The sequence below is a fragment of the Gluconobacter albidus genome, assembly GCF_002723915.1.
In the GTDB taxonomy this organism is placed as follows: Bacteria; Pseudomonadota; Alphaproteobacteria; order Acetobacterales; family Acetobacteraceae; genus Gluconobacter; species Gluconobacter albidus.
The window spans coordinates 213,647-233,059 of sequence record NZ_BEWL01000001.1; the positions used below are offsets into that span (position 1 = coordinate 213,647).

16 protein-coding genes are annotated in these 19,413 nt (G+C 60.2%); 5 read left to right on the top strand and 11 right to left on the bottom strand.

The window, feature by feature from the left end; translation table 11 throughout:
- Positions 1-44 precede the first annotated feature (44 nt).
- Positions 45-725, bottom strand: a complete 681-nt coding sequence (locus GAL01_RS00995) for a class I SAM-dependent methyltransferase (protein ID WP_062033393.1) — start codon at positions 723-725, stop codon at positions 45-47.
- Positions 726-888: 163 nt separating this feature from the next.
- On the opposite strand from GAL01_RS00995, the gene GAL01_RS01000 reads away from it, so the two are divergent.
- Complete coding sequence (locus GAL01_RS01000; RefSeq protein ID WP_062033395.1) at positions 889-1,086, top strand: hypothetical protein; 198 nt, start codon at positions 889-891, stop codon at positions 1,084-1,086.
- A gap of 37 nt (positions 1,087-1,123) precedes the next feature.
- Here GAL01_RS01000 and gshB read toward each other — a convergent pair whose 3' ends face one another.
- Positions 1,124-2,101, bottom strand: a complete 978-nt coding sequence (gshB, locus tag GAL01_RS01005) for a glutathione synthase (RefSeq protein ID WP_062033400.1) — start codon at positions 2,099-2,101, stop codon at positions 1,124-1,126.
- Positions 2,102-2,194: 93 nt separating this feature from the next.
- Here gshB and GAL01_RS01010 point away from each other — a divergent pair, with 93 nt between their 5' ends.
- Positions 2,195-2,659 (top strand): NUDIX hydrolase, encoded by a 465-nt coding sequence (locus GAL01_RS01010; protein WP_062033403.1) that lies wholly within the window; start codon positions 2,195-2,197, stop codon positions 2,657-2,659.
- Between the two features lie 4 nt (positions 2,660-2,663).
- On the opposite strand, the gene greB is transcribed toward GAL01_RS01010, so the two are convergent.
- Together greB and uvrB are read right to left on the bottom strand one after the other, a co-directional pair.
- A complete protein-coding gene (gene greB, locus GAL01_RS01015) occupies positions 2,664-3,170 on the bottom strand; it encodes a transcription elongation factor GreB (protein ID WP_062033406.1) in 507 nt (168 codons plus the stop codon).
- 1 nt (position 3,171) lies between these two features.
- Complete coding sequence (gene uvrB / locus GAL01_RS01020; RefSeq protein ID WP_062033866.1) at positions 3,172-5,385, bottom strand: excinuclease ABC subunit UvrB; 2,214 nt, start codon at positions 5,383-5,385, stop codon at positions 3,172-3,174.
- 169 nt (positions 5,386-5,554) lie between these two features.
- Between uvrB and GAL01_RS01025 the strand changes: the two genes are divergently transcribed.
- Positions 5,555-5,968: a hypothetical protein gene (locus tag GAL01_RS01025; RefSeq protein WP_062033408.1), complete on the top strand. Its 414-nt coding sequence runs from the start codon at positions 5,555-5,557 to the stop codon at positions 5,966-5,968.
- A 20-nt stretch (positions 5,969-5,988) separates the two neighbouring features.
- Here the strand turns inward: GAL01_RS01025 and ctlX are convergent, their stop codons facing one another.
- Both ctlX and GAL01_RS01035 read right to left on the bottom strand, forming a co-directional pair.
- Positions 5,989-6,918, bottom strand: coding sequence for a citrulline utilization hydrolase CtlX (gene ctlX, locus GAL01_RS01030; RefSeq protein ID WP_082790815.1), 930 nt, complete (start codon positions 6,916-6,918; stop codon positions 5,989-5,991).
- 27 nt (positions 6,919-6,945) lie between these two features.
- Positions 6,946-7,962: an ornithine cyclodeaminase gene (locus GAL01_RS01035; RefSeq protein ID WP_062033413.1), complete on the bottom strand. Its 1,017-nt coding sequence runs from the start codon at positions 7,960-7,962 to the stop codon at positions 6,946-6,948.
- A gap of 125 nt (positions 7,963-8,087) precedes the next feature.
- On the opposite strand from GAL01_RS01035, the gene GAL01_RS01040 reads away from it, so the two are divergent.
- Positions 8,088-8,507 (top strand): Lrp/AsnC family transcriptional regulator, encoded by a 420-nt coding sequence (locus GAL01_RS01040; RefSeq protein ID WP_062033416.1) that lies wholly within the window; start codon positions 8,088-8,090, stop codon positions 8,505-8,507.
- A gap of 26 nt (positions 8,508-8,533) precedes the next feature.
- On the opposite strand, the gene GAL01_RS01045 is transcribed toward GAL01_RS01040, so the two are convergent.
- Together GAL01_RS01045 and GAL01_RS01050 are read right to left on the bottom strand one after the other, a co-directional pair.
- The gene (locus tag GAL01_RS01045) at positions 8,534-9,895 is read right to left on the bottom strand and encodes an ABC1 kinase family protein (RefSeq protein WP_062033419.1); all 1,362 of its coding nucleotides are present in this window, start codon (positions 9,893-9,895) and stop codon (positions 8,534-8,536) included.
- An 8-nt stretch (positions 9,896-9,903) separates the two neighbouring features.
- Positions 9,904-11,712, bottom strand: a complete 1,809-nt coding sequence (locus GAL01_RS01050) for a M3 family oligoendopeptidase (RefSeq protein WP_062033423.1) — start codon at positions 11,710-11,712, stop codon at positions 9,904-9,906.
- Positions 11,713-11,835: 123 nt separating this feature from the next.
- On the opposite strand from GAL01_RS01050, the gene GAL01_RS01055 reads away from it, so the two are divergent.
- Entirely contained in the window at positions 11,836-12,975 is a 1,140-nt protein-coding gene (locus GAL01_RS01055) for an acyltransferase family protein (RefSeq protein ID WP_062033428.1), read from the top strand.
- Between the two features lie 5 nt (positions 12,976-12,980).
- On the opposite strand, the gene GAL01_RS15420 is transcribed toward GAL01_RS01055, so the two are convergent.
- The 3 genes from GAL01_RS15420 to GAL01_RS01065 are packed head-to-tail and all read right to left on the bottom strand — an operon-like array spanning position 12,981 to position 19,329.
- Entirely contained in the window at positions 12,981-13,475 is a 495-nt protein-coding gene (locus tag GAL01_RS15420; RefSeq protein WP_145995590.1) for a hypothetical protein, read from the bottom strand.
- On the bottom strand, positions 13,373-17,893 hold the full coding sequence (gltB, locus tag GAL01_RS01060) for a glutamate synthase large subunit (RefSeq protein ID WP_062033430.1): 4,521 nt from the start codon (positions 17,891-17,893) through the stop codon (positions 13,373-13,375). The genes GAL01_RS15420 and gltB overlap by 103 nt, the downstream gene beginning before the upstream one ends.
- Positions 17,890-19,329 (bottom strand): NAD(P)-dependent oxidoreductase, encoded by a 1,440-nt coding sequence (locus GAL01_RS01065; RefSeq protein WP_062033433.1) that lies wholly within the window; start codon positions 19,327-19,329, stop codon positions 17,890-17,892. Before GAL01_RS01065 ends, gltB begins: the two co-directional genes overlap by 4 nt.
- Positions 19,330-19,413: the final 84 nt, after the last annotated feature.

The following is a 19,413-nucleotide window of genomic DNA, read 5'->3' on the forward strand; positions in this document are numbered from 1 at the left end:
GTCGGAATACTCGGCGCCGACACACGTGCGGAACCAAACGCCGATCAGGCGACCAGGGCTGCTGCGTCGCTTTTACTCTCGCATTGCGGCAATGTCACGAGTGTAAACAGCCCTGCAGGAGGAACCGGGGTCAGCGTGGCACGACGCAGATCTTCCGGCGGCAGAAGCGACTCAATGGCGAAATCCGGATGCCAGCCCAGCGAACGCGATGCCCGCGCCATTCCACGCTCAACAGACAGACGCACGCCACCGGTTGCCAGAAAATGATTGACGAACAGGATATGTCCACCGGGCTTCACAACACGCTTGAGCTCGGCCAGCAGGCGGTCAGGATGCGGAACAACGGAAGCCACAAACATCGCCACCGCAATGTCGAAACTGTCGTCTTCGAACGTCGTGGCTTCCGCATCCATTTCCAGCAGATCGTCCACGTTCGTCAGATGCTCCTGAAGCACCCGCATCCGTGCACGCTCCAGCATGTCTTCGGAAAGATCGATTCCCGTGATGCGCTTGCTCTGGGAATAAGCCGGCAGAGCCAGCCCCGTCCCGACGCCGACCTCCAGAACCCTTTCTCCTGGCAGGGCATTGACTGCAGCCACTGCTCTCTTGCGCCCGTAACCCGAGATACCGCCAAAAACAGTATCATAAACACGGGCCCAACGACGATAAGCCGTTTTGACGGCTTCCGCGTCCAGTGCCGAACGCGGGGAAAGGGTTGAGGACATTGTGATATGCGACCTTCTTTGTCCGCCCGGCCTTCACAGGCCAGAGCTATCCGGAACATGTTCAATTCGCACCTTCTTGCCCTCCCCGATAGGCATCTGGCAAGACACGCAGTGTGCATGACGTTTCAAACCCATGCCTCAAAACGGGCTCAGGAGAACAAACGTGCTGATCTATTTCCTTGTTGCGGTCACTTTGGGCGCCTGGGGCGCCGTCTATTTCCTGTATTTCCGCATACCTCTTCAGGACTGGTTCGGTAATCGTTTCGGCCGGGAAAGCACTCCCGAAATAAAAGAACTTGCTCCGGATGAACCCCGGACATCGTTCGCCCACATGCCTTCTTCAGACGAGGATACGCCCTGACAGGCCGCCCTTCCGGGCAGCCCATTACAACTTTCCCTCAGGCCAGAACGCGTCTTTCGATCGCATCCCAGATCAACCCCGCACTGTTGATTCCGTCAAAACGATCCAGTTCCTGCAAACCCGTTGGCGACGTGACATTGATTTCCGTCAGCCAGTTCCCGATCACGTCGATCCCGGTGAAAATCAGGCCATGTTCGCGCAGATAGGGCCCGATCGACTCACAGATCTCCCGATCACGCGCCGTCAGTTCGACGCTCATGGCCCTGCCTCCAACATGCATGTTCGAGCGCGCTTCTCCCGTTGCCGGCACCCGGTTAATCGCACCGATGGCCTCGCCATCCACCAGAATGATGCGCTTGTCGCCCTGACGCACGGCCGGCTCATAACGCTGAATCATGAGCGGCTCACGCGAACGTGCGAAGTGCATCTCCAGCAGCGCCCCCAGATTCTCATCATCCGGCTTGATCCGGAAAATCCCCGCACCGCCATTGCCGAACAGCGGCTTGACGATAATGTCCTGATACTTCTCACGGAACGCCAGAATTTCGCGCGTATCCCATGTCACAAGTGTAGGCGGCATCAGATGCGGAAAATGCGTCACCAGAAGCTTTTCCGGCGCATTGCGCACAGCCACCGGATCGTTCACCACCAGCGAGCGACCTTCGCCCACACCATGCACGTGCTCAAGCATATGCGTCGCCGTGATATATCCCATGTCGAACGGTGGATCCTGACGCATCAGGATCACATCCGTCTGCCCCAGATCCAGCACCTGCTCTTCACCAAACGTCGCGTGATTGCCACGCTCGCGCCGCACCTCGACCCGTCGCGCCCGTGCCTGCACACGGCCACCCTGACCCTGCCCTTCGACAAGGCTCAGCGTCGTCACCGGATAGACCCACAGCTCATAGCCGCGCGCCTGCGCTTCGAGCATCATCGCAAACGTGGAGTCGCCATCAATATTGACGTACTCCAGCGGGTCCATCTGAACAGCAACACGAAGAGAACGGGACATCGGAAAACTCCGGCAGGGAGAAAGGGGAGTGGTCCAGTCCTCTGTAACCGCATGACCCGGTTTTTCAAAATCCCGCACCCCGGAGTTTCCTAAATGACTACCCCACGTCGCGCTCCGTTTCAGGTTCTCGTCCTGCCGTTCCGCAAAACCGATCGCGGCACCGAATACGCCCTCTTCCGCCGCAGCGATTCCGGGGACTGGCAACCCATCGCAGGCGGCGGTGACGACGGCGAAACACCCCTGCAAGCCGCCAGACGCGAAATGCAGGAAGAAAGCGGCCTCTCGGCCGACACACCCCTTTTTCCGCTACAGGCCAGCGCCACCATCCCGGTCAGCCATTTTGCAGCCCGCGCCACATGGTCACCGCGGCTCTACGCTATCCCGGAACACTGCTTCGCAGCCGATGCCACGGGTCAAACCCTGTCTCTTTCCGCCGAACACACAACCTGTGGCTGGTTTTCTTACGAAGACGCCCGCCAGCACCTGACCTGGGACTCCAACCGCACGGCACTCTGGGAAACAGCCGAACGCCTGCGCGACCGCACGCTCCTGCCATGAGCAATCAAGCCGCCGCCACCGCCATGGGATAGACAATCTTCAAAATCTCGATCTCAACCGGCCCGCGCGGCGTCTGCAACATCGCAACATCGCCCACGCGCGTCCGCATCAGTGCCCGCGCCACCGGCGAGACCAGACTGACCTCGCCGCGCGCCAGATCGGACTCGTCCACGCCAAGGATCGTTACCGTATGCTCGACGTCATCCTCGTCCACATATGTCACGGTCGCGCCAAAAAACACGCGGTCCCGCGTCGTCTGACCGGCGGGATCGACGATCACCGCATTTTCCAGACGCTTGCCCAGAAACCGCATCCGCCGGTCGATTTCCCGCAGCCTGCGTTTGCCATACTGATAATCCGCGTTCTCCGAACGGTCCCCATTACTCGCCGCCCAGGACACGATCTCCACAATGCGCGGCCGTTCCTTCTGCGCGAGTTCCTTCAGTTCAGCGCGCATCACCGCCGCACCTTTCGGCGACAGATAATGCGAAAGCGGCGTCTTTTCAGCCATATCAGCGGCCTCCCCGACCGCGTTTCTTCTTGGCCGGATCATACCCGCCCCCACCCGGCCCCAAAGGCACAGGCGTCTTCGGAGCCTTACGCGCACCAGGTCTTCCAGCGGTCGAGTTGGCAATCGGCGGCGGCTCAAGCCCCATATCAATAGCTTCCAGGCGCTTGACCTCGTCACGCAACCGGGCTGCCTGCTCGAAGTCCAGATTGGCCGCGGCCTCCCGCATCCGCTTTTCCAGATCCTGAATCGTAGCAGGCAACGATTTGCCGACGAACTGTTCCGTATCGCCAGAGCCATCCGGCGCCACGGTCACATAATCCTGCTCGAACACCGACGACAGCGCATCGCCAATCTTCGAGCGCACCGTCATCGGCGTAATCCCGTGCGCCTCGTTCCATTCCGTCTGCTTGGCCCGACGTCGCGCCGTCTCCTCGATCGCGTATTTCAGACTGTCCGTCATCTTGTCCGCATAAAGCAGCACACGCCCATCGACGTTACGCGCCGCACGCCCGATCGTCTGGATCAGCGAAGTTTTGGACCGCAGGAACCCTTCCTTGTCCGCATCGAGAATGGCCACGACCGAACATTCCGGAATATCCAGCCCCTCACGCAGCAGGTTGATTCCCACCAGCACATCGAAGGCCCCAAGTCGCAGATCGCGGATGATTTCAATCCGCTCCAGCGTATCCACATCCGAGTGCAGATACCGGACTTTGACGCCCGCTTCGCCCAGATAATCCGTCAGATCCTCGGCCATCCGCTTGGTCAGCGTCGTGACCAGCACACGGCCGCCCTTGCTGATCGCATCCCGACATTCGTGCAGCAGATCATCCACCTGCCCCTCAACCGGGCGCACATCCGTCACCGGATCAATCAGCCCCGTCGGACGAATGATCTGCTCGGCAAACACACCGCCCGTTTGCTCCATTTCCCAGGGACCAGGCGTCGCGGAGACAAAAATCGACTGTGGCCGGAAGGCATTCCACTCCCCAAATGCCAGCGGACGGTTGTCGATGCAGGACGGCAGACGGAACCCGTAATCCGAAAGCACGCTTTTACGCGCCCTGTCCCCCCGCTCCATCCCGCCAATCTGCGGCACCGTGACATGACTTTCATCCACGATCAGCAGCGCATCTTCCGGCAGATATTCAAACAACGTCGGCGGCGGATCACCGGGGCCACGCCCCGACAGATAGCGCGAGTAGTTCTCGATCCCCTTGCACGCACCCGTCGTCTCGATCATTTCCAGATCGAACGTGGTCCGCTGCGACAGACGTTCCGCCTCCAGCAGTTTGCCCTCTTCGGTAAACTGCGTCAGCCGCCCGCGAAGCTCGTTCTTGATCCCGATCATCGCCTGATTGAGCGTGGGACGAGGCGTCACGTAATGCGAGTTCGCATAGACGCTGATTTCCGCCAGATCCGCCGTCTTGTTACCCGTCAGCGGATCAAATTCGACAATCTGGTCGATCTCATCGCCAAACAGCGACACACGCCAGGCCCGGTCCTCGTTCTGCACCGGGAAGATGTCGATCTGCTCACCCCGCACGCGGAACGTCCCGCGCTCGAACGCCGCGTCATTGCGCCGGTACTGCAACTCCACCAGCGCCTTGATCAGCCGTTCCCGGTCAATGGACCCGCCGACCTCAAGCCGCACCACCATTTTCGAATATGTCTCGACCGACCCGATACCGTAAATGCAGGAGACTGATGCAACGATGATGACGTCATTACGCTCCAGCAGCGCCTGTGTGGCGGCATGGCGCATCCGGTCGATCTGCTCGTTGATCTGGCTGTCCTTCTCGATATACGTGTCCGACCGTGGCACATACGCCTCCGGCTGGTAGTAATCGTAGTAGGACACGAAATACTCGACCGCATTGTCCGGAAAGAACTGCTTCATCTCCCCGTAAAGCTGCGCCGCCAGCGTCTTGTTTGGCGCGAGGATAAGCGTCGGCTTCTGCGTTGCCTCGATCACCTTCGCCATGCTGAACGTCTTACCAGACCCCGTAACGCCCAGCAGAACCTGATCCCGCTCGCCGCCCTCAACGCCCTGCACAAGCTCCGCAATCGCTGTCGGCTGATCGCCTGCCGGATCATAGTCCGACTTGACGACGAGTTTACGCGTCTTGGGTTTGACGGGCTGCCTCTCGGGAAGAAACTGCGTCAGGGGCATGGATGCGGCATTGCGCACGGAAGAGGTCGGTTTTGTGGCCATCATCGCAAGATGGGAAACCCCGTGACACAGGGCAAGAGGCATCTGCACACACATCCGGACGGACAGCATTCCGCCTACGTATCTTTATGACATTTTATTGCTGAAAGGGATGGAGAGACTCGCAGCCCGGCGGTATCAACAGCCATGTCTCTTTGAAGGAAAAACCGTCATGGACGTCCAGACGATCGAGCAGACCTACACCCAGCTCCAGCAGCAGGCCCAGCAATCCGCGCAGGCGCTTCAGGCTCTCGGCTCCAAGATGCAGGTTGCTGCCCAGACCGGTGACATGCAGGCCCGCGAATGGTCTCTCGACCTGCGCGAACTCGCCCTCGCCTTTCAGGCTGAACAGCAGCAGGTCACGAACCTCCTGCAACAGCTCCACGCGGCCCTCGCCAACGCGCAGCCCGATTACGGCACACAAAACCCCTATCAGGCTCCGACGCAGCAGATCCCCGTCCAGCCGGTGCAGTCCGTGCCCGACAACAACTTCATCTCGAACATTCTCAATTCCGGCTTCGCCCGCTCTGTCGAAGCCGGTGCCGGATTCAGCATCGGCAACGATCTCATCAAGGAAATCTTCTGATTTTCCTCAAGACCCTTCCCTCAGGGGCGCCGGGTCAGATGAATGCCCGCCATCATGCAGCGCACAGACCCACCGGCCAGTTCAATGGTCGGTACGTCGAGCGGCAGAAGCGTGGCCGAACGTTCGATCGCCCGGATCTGCTGTGGCCGGAGCGCCGTCAGGGCGCGGCGTGACAACGCCAGAACGCGCCCTCCGGCGCCCGAAAGCTCCAGAGCATTTCCTGCAAAATCGTTGATCTGCCCAAGGGAAAGATCAACGATCTCCCGACCATTCTCTGCAAGCCTGTCATGCACCTCCCGACGGCGGACGGGATTACCGATCGTCTCCAGGCCGATCAGCGCAAACTCCGTTCCCACACACATCAGGACATTGGTGTGGTAAATGAGTCGTCCGCCCTCATCTGCGGCATCGAAAACGATCGGCTCGAAATTGAAATGCGTGCAAAAGCGCTCCATGGCCACTTCGTTGGTCCGGTTGGACTTCGCCGCATACGCAATCCGGCTGATATGATCGAGAACCATGGCCCCCGTTCCTTCCAGCGACAGGCCATCCTGCTCCAGCCCTGAATAATCAATGACATCCTGAACGCGATACTGCTGCTTCAGCATCTCAATCACATCTGAACGCCGCTCCCGCCGCCGGTTCGGTGAAAACATCGGATAAATGGCGACGTGACCGCCCGCATGCGTCGAGAACCAGTTGTTCGGAAACACGGAATCAGGCGTCTCCCGGCCCTCATCCTCAAACAGATGAACCTGAACCCCCGCCTTTTCGAGGCTTTCCGCAGCCCGGCTGACCTCGGCATAAGCCTGCTCCGCAATCTCTACACCCGTCCGGGTGCCATCACGGGTCTGGAACAGATTGTCCCCTTCCGTCTCCGGATTGGGGTGGAAATGATGTGGCCGGATCATGACAACCGCTCTGGGGGCCTGAATTGAGAAAGACGTCATCACTGTATTCCCATGGACCAGAAAAATTCAGTTTTGCTGCAAAAGACCAAACAGGTTCCGGGGATCTTCCGGTTCGGCCACAAGGTCGATCTCCGTATAGAATCCGGTTCCCTGAACCTTGTCGCGCAGATATCGCAGCGCCGAAAAATCTTCCGTAGCAAAGCCGACCGAATCAAAAATCGTGATCTCCTGACCAGACCGACGCCCCTCCGCCTCTCCGGTGATGACCTGCCACAGCTCCGTCACCGGAAAATCTTCCGGCATCTGCTGGATCTCGCCTTCGATGCGCGTCTGTTCAGGATATTCCACGAAAACACGCCCGCGCCTGAGAATATCTGCCTGAAGCTCCGTCTTGCCAGGACAGTCGCCTCCCACGGCGTTGATATGAACACCGGCGCCAATCATGTTGTCTGACAGGATGGTCGCCTTCAGCTTGTCGGCCGTCACGGTGGTAATCACATCTGCGCCCAGCACCGCCTCCTGACTGCTCCGCGCCACCAGAATTTCCAGCCCGCTTTCCGCCATGTTCTGGCAGAATTTTTCAGCTGCAGCCGGATCGACATCATACACCCGCACATGTGTGATCCCCAGCAGCACCCTGAACGCCGTCGCCTGAAACTCGGATTGCGCGCCCAGTCCGATCATCGCCATCACTCTGCTGTCGGGGCGTGCAAGATAGCGCGCAGCCAGCGCAGACGTCGCCGCAGTCCGCAGGGCCGTCAGCAGCGTCATTTCCGACAGCAGCAGGGGATACCCCGACGCCACATCCGACAGCACCCCGAATGCCGTCACGGTCTGGAGACCCTGCCGCGTATTTCCGGGATGCCCGTTGACGTATTTGAAGCCATAAAGCGCAGCATCAGCGGTCGGCATCAGTTCGATCACGCCTTCGGCAGAATGGCTGGCCACACGCGGCGTCTTGTCAAATTCCGGCCAGCGCCGGAAATCGTTTTCGATAAACCCGGCAAGTTCGCTCAAAAAGGTTTCTACCCCGACCGCACGCACCAGACTGATGAGGTTCCCGACACCGACATACTGGACCATGATCTCTCCTGCTTGCTGCTACAGGAAAATGGTGCCGTCACGAATAAGCGGTTTGAATGCACAATCTGTACAGTCTTTCAGGATTCTTATGACAGATCGTCAATTCTGAAATATCATAATGTCAGATGCATATTTTCGATGATCTCGACCGCAAACTGATTGCCGTCCTGCGAGAAGATGGCCGCGCGCCCGTCGCAAAACTCGCCACCATCGCGGGCGTGTCCCGTGCGACCATACAATCACGGCTGGATCGCCTGCTGCAAAGTGGTGCCATTCTGGGCTTCACAGTCCGAGCGCGCGAACATCACGACGAAATCCGCGCCATCATGCTGATCGAAGTCGCTGGAAAATCCACGACGGCGGTTATCCGCTCCCTGCGCGCCATCCCCGAGCTTCACGCCCTTCACACGACGAACGGCGCGTGGGACCTGATCGCCGAAATCCGCACAGATACACTTCAGAACTTCGACCGCGTTCTGCGCGACGTCCGCATGACGGATGGCATTCTCAACTCAGAAACCAGCCTGCTCCTCAGCACCATCTGAACAGCAGGAAGGTGGGCCGTTTTGCCTCAGAGCGAAGACAGCGCCGGAGGCACCTTCGCCTTCGCCAGAGCCTCTTTCTGCCGCGCTGCCAGCACATTCACATCGAAGCCCTCGATCAGTTCCTCGAACATATTGTGCCAGTTCAGCCGCGCCTCCAGGCGCAGGAACGCGCTGCCCAGTCCGATCGCGGAGCGGTCCATCAGCACAAACTCACGCGGCAGTTTCACACCTCCCGTGCGCTTGAGCCCGTCATAGACCTTCTCCAGAACCTGACGCGCTTCCGCCGGATCGTTGCTCTCCTGCATGGAGCAAACCCGGTCCGTCATCAGCGGACGATAGAAGAAGCGTGCCCATTCATTCAGAATACCCGCCGTCTCACGCGAGATTCCGACGAAGCCCCACTTGCTGTAGGCATGGAAGGCCATTTCCTCGTTATTCTCACGCAGGGCCGTGAACAGATCAATGATCCCCTCCACAAAACGCGGCGAGAAGATCCGCACAGCTCCGAAATCCAGCAGGTTCAGACCATAGTCGTCCCGCACGGTGAAGTTGCCCATATGCGGATCACCGTGAATGACACCATAGCGATAGACCGGCGTGTACCAGGCCTTGAACAGTGCCGTGGCCATCGCGTTGCGATCTTCCAGCGGCAGGTTTTCGCCCAGAACGGCCCGCATGCTTCGGCCGCTCACCCAATCCATCGTCAGCAGCCGTCCGGTGGACAGTTCCTCCACCGGCGCCGGAACCGTCACCTCGGACGTCTCGGAAAGCATGTCCCGATACAGCCGCAAATGGCTCGCTTCCCGCCGGTAATCCAGCTCTTCGCGCAGTCGGTCCGCGAGTTCTGTATAAACCTCATCCTGCCGGATCGTCGTCTCGAACTGCTTGTAAATGCCCAAAGCCGCCCGGAACTGCCGCAGATCCGAATCCACAGCAGCCTGCATATCCGGATACTGCAATTTGCACGCCACCTCGCGCCCATCGACCAGACGCGCCCGGTGCACCTGTCCGAGCGACGCTGCCGCCACGGCTTCATGGCTGAAGGAGCGGAAATGCTTTTCCCACCCCGCCCCAAGCTCCGCCTGCATCCGACGGCGCACAAAGCTCCAGCCCATCGGCGGGGCGTTGGACTGCAGATGCGCCAGTTCTTCCGCATATTCATCCGGAAGCGCACCCGGGATAGTGGAGAGAAGCTGGGCCGCCTTCATCAGCGGGCCCTTGAGGTTTCCCAACGCCGACTTCAGGCCCTCTGCATGAACGCCCTTGTCCGTCTTGAAGCCCAGACGGTTGCCCGCCATCCGCGCCGCAATACCGCCGACCGCGCCGGAAGTCCGCGCCATGCGACGCAGTTCCCCCATAAGGCCGGTGTTGTCGAGATCCCTCGCCATGATGCTCCTCAGTCCTCCTGCTCGAGCTGATCAATCAGCCCCGAGATCACATCCAGTCCTTTACGCCAGAAACCCGGATCTGTCGCATCAAGTCCGAACGGCGCGAGCAGTTCCTTGTGTCGCAGCGTCCCGCCCGCTTCGAGCATGGTGCGGTATTTCGCAGCAAAACCCTCAGGCTTTTCCTGATAAACACCATAAAGCGCGTTCACCAGACAGTCCCCGAAAGCATACGCATAAACATAGAATGGGGAATGCACGAAATGCGGAATATACGACCAGTAGAGGTCATAATCCGGCGTGAAGTGGAACACGGGCCCCAGACTCCGCACCTGAACCTCCCGCCAGATTTCTCCCAGACGCTCTGGCGAAAGCTCACCCTTCGCCCGCTCGTCATGAACCTTCACTTCAAACTGATAGAATGCGATCTGCCGGACAACCGTGTTCAGCATATCCTCGACCTTCGCCGCCAGCATGTGACGACGGCGCTTCGGATCGCTCTCCGCATCCAGCAATGACTGGAACGTCAGCATCTCGCCAAACACCGACGCCGTCTCCGCCAGCGTGAGCGGCGTATCGGCGTTCAGATAGCCCTGCTTCTGCCCCGCCAGCGTCTGATGCACGCCATGTCCCAGCTCATGCGCCAGCGTCATGACATCCCGCGGCTGCCCGCGATAGTTCATCAGGATGTAGGGATGCACTGACGGCACGCAGGAATGCGAGAACGCCCCCGAAGACTTGCCCGCCACGGGTGCCGCATCAATCCAAGGATGCGTCAGGAACCGGTTCACGATCTCGCCCAGACCCGGATCAAACCCGGCATAGGCCGTGCGCACAATCTCCTTGCCCTGTTCCCAGTCGATCTTCCGCACCTCGACACCCGGCAACGGCGCATTGCGGTCCCAGTGCTCCAGCTTCTCAAGCCCGAGCCACTTGGCCTTGAGCGCATAATACCGGTGTGCCAGTCGCGGATAGGCCTCATCCACTGCGCCCACCAGCGCATCAACGACCTCGTCCTCAACCATGTTCGCCAGATTGCGCGAACTCGTCGGGCGCTGATAACTCCGCAGCTTGTCCCCGATCGCCTTGTCCTTGGCGAGCGTGTTGGTAATCATCGTCAGCAGGCGCGAGTTCTCACCCAGAACCGCACTGATCTGCTGCGCCGCAGCCTCACGCTTGGCACGGTCCGCATTCGTCAGCAGGTTGAACGCCTCACCGAGCGGCTTTTCCTCACCGTCGATCGTGACGCTCAGCGTCGCCATGGTTTCATCGAACAGCCGGTTCCAGGCATTTCGCCCCGTCACCGACTTGTCCATCAGCACCTGCTCGACCTCATCAGAAAGCTGATAGGGCCGGTACATCCGCAGATCCCGCAGATACGCATCCCATTTGCGCATTTCCGGCGCTTCGCAGATCTGTGCCAGATCCTCGTCCGCGATCCGGTTCAGCTCCAGCGTGAAGAACATCAGGTCGGAGGCCACCTCCGTCATCCGCTCCTGCACACCCTGCGCGAACCGCCCCCAGACCGGATCGGTCGTATGCGCCGCAAAGCCAAGGCTGGAGAACGACCCGATCTTGCCTAGGCCCTCTTCAATCGCTTCATAGTCCGCGAAAGCTGCCGCGAGCTCCACACCACTCAGACTGTCCAGACGCCCCTTATACGTCTCACAGAAACGGCGCGCCTCCCCCGCCCAGCGATCAAAATCCGCCGCCAGCACCGGATCTTCCGGCGAAGCATAGAGATCGGAGAGGTCCCAGCGGGGCGGCATCTGCTCCCCGGAGGACGAATTGGGCGTGCCGTCAGCGGCAGAAAAGAGCATGGTCATACCCTGACCTTAGAGCCACAATCCCCGCCGTCAAACGGGATGTTGATGACAAATCCGTAGTGTAAAACCGCCGCCCAACCGCAACACAGCCCGCAACCCCGGATCTTCCGCCACTTCATGCAGAAATACCCCCCCCAGGCATATGAGCGCCTGACATCCTTTGAAAATCTTCGGGAGCGAATCGCAGGCCCCGATCTGGTGCGCTCGGTCGCCATTCTCGATGTTCTGATCTGCCACGACGGTAGCCTGTTTCTGGACTGGTGGCACCGCGCACTCCCGTTCCATCTTGCGGTGCTGGGCTTCTACGGCGTGATGCTGTTCTTCGTCCTCAGCGGCTTCCTGATCGGCACGATCATGCTGGACCTGCTGGAACGCGGAACCTCCCTGAAAGGCTGGGGCATTTTCCTTATCCGCCGATGGATGCGAACCCTCCCGGCCTATTATGTCTGGCTGTTCGTCCTGCTGATCCCGCTCGCTTATTTCGGCCCCTATGGCGTGGTCTGGGACGAAGCCCGCCGCGTCCTGCCCTGGTTCCTGACCCTGACGCAAAATCTCGGCTGGCCCATGGTCTCGAACTGGTATGGCGTCACATGGTCACTCTGCGTGGAGGAATGGTTCTACATCACCTTCCCCGCCCTGCTGCTCACCCTTCTCGCCTGCCGCGTCAAACCGGCCCTGGCCTTTGGAAGCACGCTTGCAGCCTTCTTCATCGTGCCGCTCTGCTGGCGGCTATCTCTGCCCGCAGACGTCAACTGGGACGAGGTCACCAGCAAGATCGTTCCCTGCCGTTTCGACTCGATTGCATGGGGCATTACTGCTACGTGCCTCACCCGATACGCGAAAACCGTTTCCCGCCTGCACATCCCACTGGCCCTCATCGGCACGGGGATTGTCCTGACGACATGGCTGGCAGACCTTTTGCCCATCCCGCTCTGGACACACCATTTTCAGACCATGGCGATTTTCGATGTCGTGGGCTTCGGCTACGCACTCTGCATGCCCGCGATGATGCGCCTGCGAACCCTGCCGCCCCTGATCGGCCCGGCGGTCCGCAGCCTCAGCACCCACAGCTACGGGCTTTATCTGTGCCATCTCCCGCTGGTGATGATGGCTGGCGACCTTCAGGCCCGCTACGGCCTCGGCCGCAGACATGCCGTGATCTTCACGCTCCTCACCACGATCGGTGGCGCGATCCTGTCATGGCGCTTCGTGGAGCGCCCCTGCCTGAAAATCCGTCCCGTTCAGTCTCTAACTTAATCAGGTCAGAAGCCGGAATTTTTCCGATATTCAAGAATATAATTGTGAATTTTATCTTTTGTGATTTCAAAATCACAGGTTTCATAGTCGATGTATTTTTTGTAGGTTAAGTAAATGCCGAGAGCCATCTCTCCATGAAAAATACAACTACTTATTATTTTATAATCATCATTAGAGAATATATTCGTATATTCTTTTTTATCTCCCATCATAAAAGAATATACCTTATTTGCCATTAATAATATTTCATTTGCGCCGAACATTCCCAGTATTGATATTTCAATACTATTAGAAAATTCAAAAACCGTTGCGATGAGATAACTCCTCAACGAAGCCATCTCATCACAGGTCAACGTCAGATCACCTGAAGTATCAACTATCTTCCTTACTCCCGTCTTCAGGCCGAAAGCTGGGACAGATCTTCCTGAACATAGCCGATGATCCGCGCATAATCGCGCGGCACGACGTGCCAGAAGCGCTCCAGCGTCCGCTCCCAGCAATGCAGCAGATCCTCGGCATAGGTGCTGCCGGTCTCCGCCACATGCCGCTCAACCAGCGCCCGAAGCTCCTGATCCCAGCGGCTGCCAGCCTGCACACGGCTCCAGATCACCGTATCGGGGTTGATCTGCGCCTCGAACCGCCCCTTCACGTCCAGCACATAAGCCATGCCCCCCGTGAAACCGGCACCAAAATTGTCGCCCGTCTCCCCAAGGATCACGACCGTCCCGCCAGTCATGTATTCGCAGCCATTCGAGCCACAGCCTTCGACCACCGCCGTCGCACCCGAGTTTCGCACTGCAAAGCGCTCACCCGCCTGCCCGGCCGCAAACAGCGTCCCCGCCGTCGCTCCGTACAGAACCGTATTGCCGATGATCGCGCTCTGCTCGGACGCCCACTGCGCCGCCGGTGACTTGCGGACAACGATTGTCGCCCCCGAAAGCCCCTTGCCGACATAGTCGTTGGCATCGCCCTCGACTTCGATCTTGAGTCCCTGCACGCCGAATGCGCCCAGCGACTGCCCGGCAGACCCACGCAACGACAGCGTGAGCTGGCCTTCCGGAAGCTCCTTCATGCCGAATTTGCGCGTGATCAGCCCCGAAACCCGCGTACCGATCGCACGATGGGTGTTCTGCACGGTGTAATGCAGGTGCAGCTTTTCGCGACGCTCGAACAGCGCGGTCGCATCCGGGATAATCTGCCCGTCCAGCGTCTCCGGCACTTCGTTACGCCCTTCACGGGTGCAGTAACGCGCATGCTCGCCCGGATCGGCCTGAACCAGCAGGGAATTCAGATCCAGATCATCCAGATAATCCGCACCCCGCGACACCTGGCGCAGCATATCCGTCCGTCCGATCACCTCTTCAAGCGACCGCACGCCCAGATCCGCCAGAATATGCCGGATGTCTTCCGCAATCAGCGTGAACAGGTTGATGACCTTCTCCGGCGATCCCCCGAACTTCTCGCGCAGCTTCTCGTCCTGCACACACACGCCCACCGGACAGGTGTTGGAGTGGCACTGGCGCACCATGATGCAACCCATCGCCACGAGTGCGGCCGTACCAATGCCGAACTCTTCCGCGCCCAGCATCGCCGCCATGACAACGTCGCGGCCAGTCTTGATGCCGCCATCCGTCCGCAGCACCAGACGATGACGCAGCCGGTTCAGCATCAGCACCTGATGCGCCTCCGACAGCCCCATTTCCCACGGCAGACCCGCATAATGGATCGAAGACTGCGGGCTCGCACCCGTCCCTCCCGAATGGCCGGAAATCAGGATCGCATCCGCTTTGGCTTTCGCAACACCGGCCGCAATCGTGCCAATGCCCGTCCGCGCCACCAGCTTGACCGTGACGGTCGCCGTCGGATTGATCTGCTTGAGATCGTAAATGAGCTGCGCCAGATCCTCGATCGAATAGATGTCGTGATGCGGCGGCGGCGAAATCAGTGTGACCCCCGGCGTCGCATGACGCAGACGCCCGATCAGTTCCGTCACCTTAAAGCCCGGAAGCTGCCCGCCCTCGCCGGGCTTCGCACCCTGCGCCATCTTGATCTCGATCTCGCGGCAATCATTAAGATACTGCGCGGTCACGCCAAAACGCCCGGACGCCACCTGCTTGATGGCCGAAGACGCATTGTCCCCGTTCGGACGCGGCTTGGAGCGCTCGGCATCCTCGCCACCCTCACCGGAATCGGACTTCGCACCAATCCGGTTCATGGCAATCGCCAGCGTCTCATGCGCCTCGGGGCTCAGAGCGCCCAGCGAAATTCCCGGTGCCACCAGACGACGGCGGATCTGCGTGATGCTCTCCACTTCATCCACCGGAACCGGCGCATGAAGCGGCTTGAAATCCAGCAGATCACGTAGCGCCACCGGCGGCATCTGACGCACCGCATCCGCGTAACGCCGGTACAGCGTAAAGCTGTTCGCCGTCACCGCACTCTGGAGCATGTGGACGAGCTGGCCGGAGAACGCATGCGTCTCACCCTGACGCCGCAGCTTGTAGCGTCCACCGACCGGCAGCGCCTCGACCTTCCGGTTCCACGCGGCCGCATGTGCGCCAAGAACATTCCGCGCAATTCCCGGCAGACCAATCCCCGAAATCCGCGACGGCATGCCCGGGAAGAACTCCGCCACCAGCGCACGGGACAGCCCGATTGCCTCGAAATTATATCCGCCACGATAGGCCGAAATGATCGAAATGCCCGACTTGGACATGATCTTCAACAGACCCTTGTCCACGGCCTTGCGATACCGCTCCATCGCCTCACGCAGCGACATCTTGCCGAACAGCCCGCGCCGCAGCCGGTCCGCCACGCAATACTGCGCCAGAGCCGGATTCACCGTCGTCGCACCCACACCGATCGTCACGGCAATCGCATGAACATCAATCGCCCCGGACGTCCGCACGTTCAGCGACGTGAACGTCCGCAGCGAATTGCGCACCAGATGGATATGCACGGCCGCGGTGGCGAGGATCATCGGAATCGCAACCCGCGTCGCATCCGTGTTGTCATCCGTCAGGAACAGATGCGTGCACCCGCCACGAACATGATCCTCAGCCTGCGCCCGGATGGACGCAATCGCCGCCCGCAGACCTTCCTCGCCCTCTTCAGCCGGAAAGGTGCAGTCGATCACGCCCGCATTCTCGCCGCAGACCTTCCGCAGCTCGTCGAACTCACCAATCGTGAGCACAGGGCTCGGCAGCTGCAACAGATCGCACTGCTCCGGCGCCTGATCGAGGATGTTCCCCAGATTGCCCAGCCGCGTAATCAGGCTCATCACCCGCGTCTCACGCAGGGAATCGATCGGCGGATTCGTGACCTGGCTGAACCCCTGACGGAAATAATGCGACAACCCGCGATAGATCTTCGACAGGACCTGAAGCGGCGTATCATCACCCATCGAGCCCAGAGCCTCGGCCGCATTCTCCACCATCGGGTGCAGAATGGTCTCCAGTTCCTCATGCGTCAGACTGACCGCCACCTGATGCCGCCGCAGCACATCCGGGTCCAGCGCCTCAGGCTCCACAACATCGCGCACGATTGGCTCGATATCGCGGATGCGCTTCACCCAGCCCTGGAAATCCTGACGCGACGCCAGCATCTCGAGCAGCTCTTCAGACTGGTAAAGCCGCCCTTCCTTCAGATCGAGCGCCAGCGTCTGCCCCGGACCAAGCCGCCCGCGGCTTTTGACGCGCGCATCCGGCACCCGGACCATTCCCGTCTCGGAGCCCACGATGAGCAGACCATCCTGCGTGATGCTGTAACGCAGCGGACGCAGCCCGGCGCGATCCAGCCCGGCCACGACCCAACGTCCATCCGTCGCACACAGCGCCGCCGGACCGTCCCAGGGCTCGATCACCGCATTGCAGTACCGGAACAGCGCCCGCGCCGCGTCAGACATCGCCGAATTCGCACCGCCAGAGGCCGGCACCAGCATCGTCTTCGCCATCGGCGCGTCCCGCCCGGCGAAGGTCAGAAGCTCGAACACATTGTCCAGAACCGCCGTATCGGAACCGGCAGCCTGCACCACAGGCTTCAGATCCGCCATGTACGGATCCAGTTCCGGATGCGCGAGCCGCGTCTCATGCGAACGCATCCAGTTCGTGTTGCCCGAAATCGTATTGATTTCGCCGTTATGCGCCACTTTCCGGAACGGCTGGGCCAGCTTCCAGGTCGGGAACGTATTGGTCGAATACCGCTGATGGTAGATCGCAAACCGCGACACAAACCGCTCATCCAGCAGATCCGGATAAAAATCCGTCAGGTTCTCGGCCAGGAACATGCCCTTGTAGATTACCGAGCGGCAAGACATCGAACACACATACAGATCAACCTGCTGTGCCGTCGCCTGCTTCTCGATCCGCCGGCGCAGAACGTACAGGTCGCGCTCGAACTCGTCCTCGGACCGGCCAAGCCGGTTACGGATCATGATCTGCTCGATTTCCGGCCGCGTCTGGTTGGCCTTCTCGCCAATGCACGCCGTATCGATCGGCACCTGACGCCAGCCATAGATCCCGTAGCCGAAGTTCAGGATCTCCGTCTCGATGATCTGACGGCCGCGCTCCTGCGATCCCAGATCGGTCTTGGGCAGGAACACCATGCCCACCGCAATGCGCCCGTCGATCGTGTCGTCGCTGGAGCCGTTATGGATCGCCTCGGCAAAGAAATCCTGCGGGATTTCCACATGAATGCCCGCGCCATCGCCGGTCTTGCCGTCTGCATCCACCGCACCGCGATGCCAGATATTGCCCAGCGCCTCGATTCCCGCCTGAACCACACTGCGCGACGGCTTGCCGTCCAGCGCCGCGACCAGACCCACACCACAGGAATCGCGCTCCTGCGACGGGTCATACAGCCCCTTCAGTCGCTCGACGTTCTCGGCATACTCGCGGATGAAATCGTTATTCTGTGTCATTCCGCGGCCTCCAGAGAACCGGTTACTGTTTCAGTCAGATGATGATGGATCGCATCGGCCGCATCCCGGCCGTCCTTGATCGCCCAGACAACAAGGCTCGCTCCGCGCACAATATCGCCCCCGGCGAACACACCTGGCAGGCTCGTCTCAAAGCCCCCCGGCGGCACCGTCAGCGTGCCCCAGCGCGTCACGGCCAGCTCAGGCGTGTTGAACTGCCCCGGCAGATCCTCGGGATCAAAGCCAAGAGCCTTGATGACCAGATCGCCCTCGATCACGTCATGCTGCCCCGTGCCCTCGATGGACCGGCGCCCCGATGCATCCGGAGAACCCAGACGCATCTTCAGCACCCGTACACCCGACACGCTGCCATCGCCCAGAAACGCTTCCGGCGAGGCCAGCCATTCGAAATGCGCGCCTTCTTCCTCGGCATTGTAAACTTCCTGTCGCGACCCCGGCATATTCGCCCGGTCCCGACGGTAAACGCATGTCACACGCTCGGCACCCTGACGGATCGACGTGCGCACGCAGTCCATGGCCGTGTCACCACCGCCAATCACCACGACCCGACGCCCCTTCGCATGAAGCGCCGCGTCCTCGCCCGGATCCTCATCATAGCCCCGACGGTTGGATGCCGTCAGGAAGTCGATCGCATCGACAACACCCTCAAGCCCGGCCCCCGGCACCTTCACATCACGCGAGCGATACACGCCTGTTGCGAGAAATACCGCATCATGCCGCGCCCGCAGATCCTCAAGCGCCGTCTCGCCCTCGCCCGAACCAACAGGCGTGGAGAGGTGGAACACGATCCCCTGCGCCTCCAGCAGCGCGTGACGCCGAGCCATGACATGCTTTTCCAGCTTGAAGCTCGGAATACCGTACGTCATGAGCCCGCCCACACGGTCCTGACGCTCATAGACATGAACCTCATAACCCTGCGCCCGCAGCCGCTCCGCACAGGCCAGCCCCGCAGGCCCCGACCCCACGATTCCGACACTGCGCCCGAGTTCACGATCCGGGAGCGCCGGCTTCACCCAGCCCTGCTCGAACGCATTTTCGGTAATGAACCGCTCGACAGCGCCAATGGTGACGCTCTCAAAGCCTTTGTTGATGACGCAGTTGCCTTCGCACAGCCGGTCCTGCGGACAGATCCGCCCGCAGATCTCCGGAAACGTATTCGTCGCAGACGACATCTCATACGCTTCCTCAAGCCGGTCTTCCGCCGTCAGCTTCAGCCAGTCGGGAATGTTGTTCCCCAGCGGACAATGCACGGAGCAGAACGGAATCCCGCACTGCGAGCAACGCGACGCCTGCTCTTCCGCCCGGCTGCGCGCGAACCCACGATAAATCTCCCCGAAGTCCTGACGGCGTTCAGCCGCGTCGCGCTTCTCCGGAAGCACCTGGGGGTGGGTGACGAACTGCAACATCCGTTCGGCCATGCGTCGTGTCTCCTGCAAACATGCGAGTGAGAATGCAGCTATTCCGTCACTTTATCCAATAACAGTCAGTGATACTGACCTTTC